Below are 2640 nucleotides of genomic sequence, written 5' to 3'. Positions count from 1 at the left end.
CCGGCTCCCTCACCAATCTCCCCTGCCAATCAAAGCCATCACCGAAGCGCGACATCAAAGTCAAAAGCACCCTAAACAACCAAATCCTATCTCACCGCTCAAACGAGGCGTTTCGCTGTGGTCTCTTCAAGCGTTGGACCAACGCCAACCCCGAAGGGGCCTACCGTTTGCAACCCTTCGGTGCCGAGGTGTCGGACTACCGGGAGGTCGAGGGCTATCGCCTGCCGTTCCATGTGGAGGCCGGAAACATGTTCGGGACGGATGAGTATTTCCCGTTCTTCATTGCCGACATAACCGATATCCGCTTCCCGGTGGGCCAAGCATGACAGCCACCGTCCTCACGTTCCAAGTTCTGCTACCGCTGACGCTGCTGGCCTGGCTGGCATTCTTGCCCGCAGGCAGCCTTGTCGGCTTCGTGATGCAGGCGGCGGGTATCGGGATATTCCTTTTCGCACTGGCAAAAGTTGGACAATGGGCGGTGCCGGTCTGGTGGCTGCCGTTGGTATATGGAGCACTGTGGCTGGTGGCGCTGGTGGCCTGGCCGCTGAAATCGAACCTGGCCGGTTTGCCGCTGCTGCCCTCCGGGCTTTCGGCCTGGCTGTTCTTGGCACTATCGATCCTGCTCTTCGGCATCGGGGGATGGTTTGGCACACGCGCGCTGATAGGGCGCAGTGAGCCGCCGGTGGAGGTCATCGACATCGAAAACCCCTTTGGCCCGGGTCGCTATCTCGTCGGGAACGGCGGGTCCAATGCTGTGGTGAATGCGCATATGAAGACGCTGGATGCCAGCATTGAACGTTTCCGGCGCTGGCGTGGCCAATCCTACGCGGTGGATTTCTTCGGACTGGGGCCTTTCGGCCTGCGCGCGAAGGGGTGGCGGCCGACTGAGCCTTCGGCCTATGCAATCTTCGGTGCTGCCCTGCATGCGCCCTGTGCGGGCGAAGTGGTAGCGGCGGAGGGGGGAATGCCGGATTTCCTGGTGCCGGAGCAAGATCAGGTCAATCGTCTTGGCAATCATGTCATTCTTCGCTGTGACGATGTCGAAATCGTCTTCGCGCACTTGCAGAAGGGAAGCGTGAGAGTTTCGTCGGGTGACTCCGTTGCCACCGGGGATCGGCTGGGCGAGATTGGAAACTCCGGTGCCTCGACCGAGCCGCATCTACATATCCATGCGCAACGCCCCGCACCGGCAGGTGCGCCGCCGATCTCGGGAGAGCCGCTCGCGCTTCGAATCGACGGGCGCTTTCTTGTGCGAGGTGACCGGTTGACTGGACATAACTGGTAAGCCAAGCGTGAACCAATGGCACCCTGACCACTGGCCCCATCTGGCGCGCACGGACGATGGGAAGCGTGAGCGACAGTATCGGCGGCTGGCTGGCAGATCGCGGCAGTCTTCAGGCATGCCCTGGTGGCGCTGATTGTTGCCTACGGCGGCAACAGCTCAAGCTGCTTTCCTTTGTCCTGGCCGCTGGGGCGCGCCCATAGCCTTTCAACGGGTCTTGGTCATGGGTCCGACACCCTCAGGATCAGTTTGCCCGCCACCGCTCCAGCTTCGATACGTTTATGCGCATCGCGCACCTGCTCCAAGGGGACTACCGCCGCGACAACGGGGGCTATCCTGCCTTCTGCAAGCATCGAGAAAAGATTTGCGAGATCCTCGCGGAACCATTCGGGGTGTTTCCGCCGCATCGCGCCGATGGAATAGAAGGCGGTGGCGTGACCGTTTGGCAGCCAGTCCCACAGCTTGAGCTTCACGAAATCCAGGGGGATCGACCCGCCGCGCCTCAGCACCTCGTTCTGGAAACCGAAGGCGACAAGCATCCCGCCCGGCTTCAGCGCATGGAGCGAACGCGACAGACTCTCGCCACCGAGAGGGTCGAAGACAGCATCGACACCATCACCCACTGCCTCTTCAAGCACCGCTTCCGGCGCATCCGCCTCGATCGGCCTGGCCCCAAGGCCACGGATCAGGTCGTGCTTTGCTGTGATATCGGTGCCGAGCGCGGTGATCCCCGCATCCCGCGCCAGTTGCAGCATCGCTGTGCCGACCGCTCCGCCCGCCCCGTGGATCAGAAGGCTCTGCCCCCTCTGCATCCTGGCCACACGGTGCAGCATCTGGAAGGGCGTCACTGCGGACAGGATCATGCCTAGGGCGTCGATCTCTGAGACGCCTTCGGGCACGGATGTCAAACCGTCCTCGGGCAGGCAAACATACTCGGAATAGGCGCCGATGGTGGTCAGGTCCGCGACCCGGTCTCCAGGACGAAACCGGGTCGCCTCGGGACCTGTTGCATCCACCACACCGACAAGGTCGTAGCCGGGGGTGAAGGGCGGCTTGTCCTTCACGTCCGGATACAGGCCCTTGCAGATCATCAGGTCGGTAAACGCAGCACTTGTCACTAGGACGCGGATGCGCACATCGGACCCTTCTGGTTCGGGGATCGCGTCGACGGTCTGGACTTCCAGCTGTTCCGGTCCGCCGAACTCTGTTAGCATAATCCTTTTCCAACTCATTTGAGGAACGTCTGAAAAACCTGCGACTTTCTGCCTAATCTGATAGGTTTGGGGCGTCCGCCAGAGGAGTCCTGCCGATGCCGAAACAGCCCGCCTTTCCCAGCCTGCGTGATGCGATGAAGAAGA

3 protein-coding genes are annotated in these 2640 nt (G+C 61.6%); 2 read left to right on the top strand and 1 reads right to left on the bottom strand.

All coding sequences use genetic code 11. From position 1 onward, the window contains the following. Together C6W92_RS17865 and C6W92_RS17345 are read left to right on the top strand one after the other, a co-directional pair. Nucleotides 1-326, top strand: a 326-nt coding sequence (locus C6W92_RS17865; RefSeq protein WP_347232821.1) for a DUF6544 family protein, incomplete at its 5' end; no start/stop codon positions are given. Beyond that, the gene (locus tag C6W92_RS17345; RefSeq protein WP_129435370.1) at nt 323-1285 is read left to right on the top strand and encodes a M23 family metallopeptidase; all 963 of its coding nucleotides are present in this window, start codon (nt 323-325) and stop codon (nt 1283-1285) included. The genes C6W92_RS17865 and C6W92_RS17345, both read left to right, overlap by 4 nt. Nucleotides 1286-1503: 218 nt before the next feature. On the opposite strand, the gene C6W92_RS17340 is transcribed toward C6W92_RS17345, so the two are convergent. Continuing rightward, a partial coding sequence (locus tag C6W92_RS17340; RefSeq protein ID WP_206735562.1) for a medium chain dehydrogenase/reductase family protein occupies nt 1504-2640 on the bottom strand: 1137 nt, incomplete at its 5' end.

Origin of the sequence: Roseovarius sp. A46 (assembly GCF_004126395.1) — a bacterium.
In the GTDB taxonomy this organism is placed as follows: domain Bacteria; phylum Pseudomonadota; class Alphaproteobacteria; order Rhodobacterales; family Rhodobacteraceae; genus Roseovarius; species Roseovarius nitratireducens.
The sequence above is the reverse complement of the archived record's forward strand: the minus strand, read 5'-3'. Positions and strand labels throughout refer to the sequence as shown.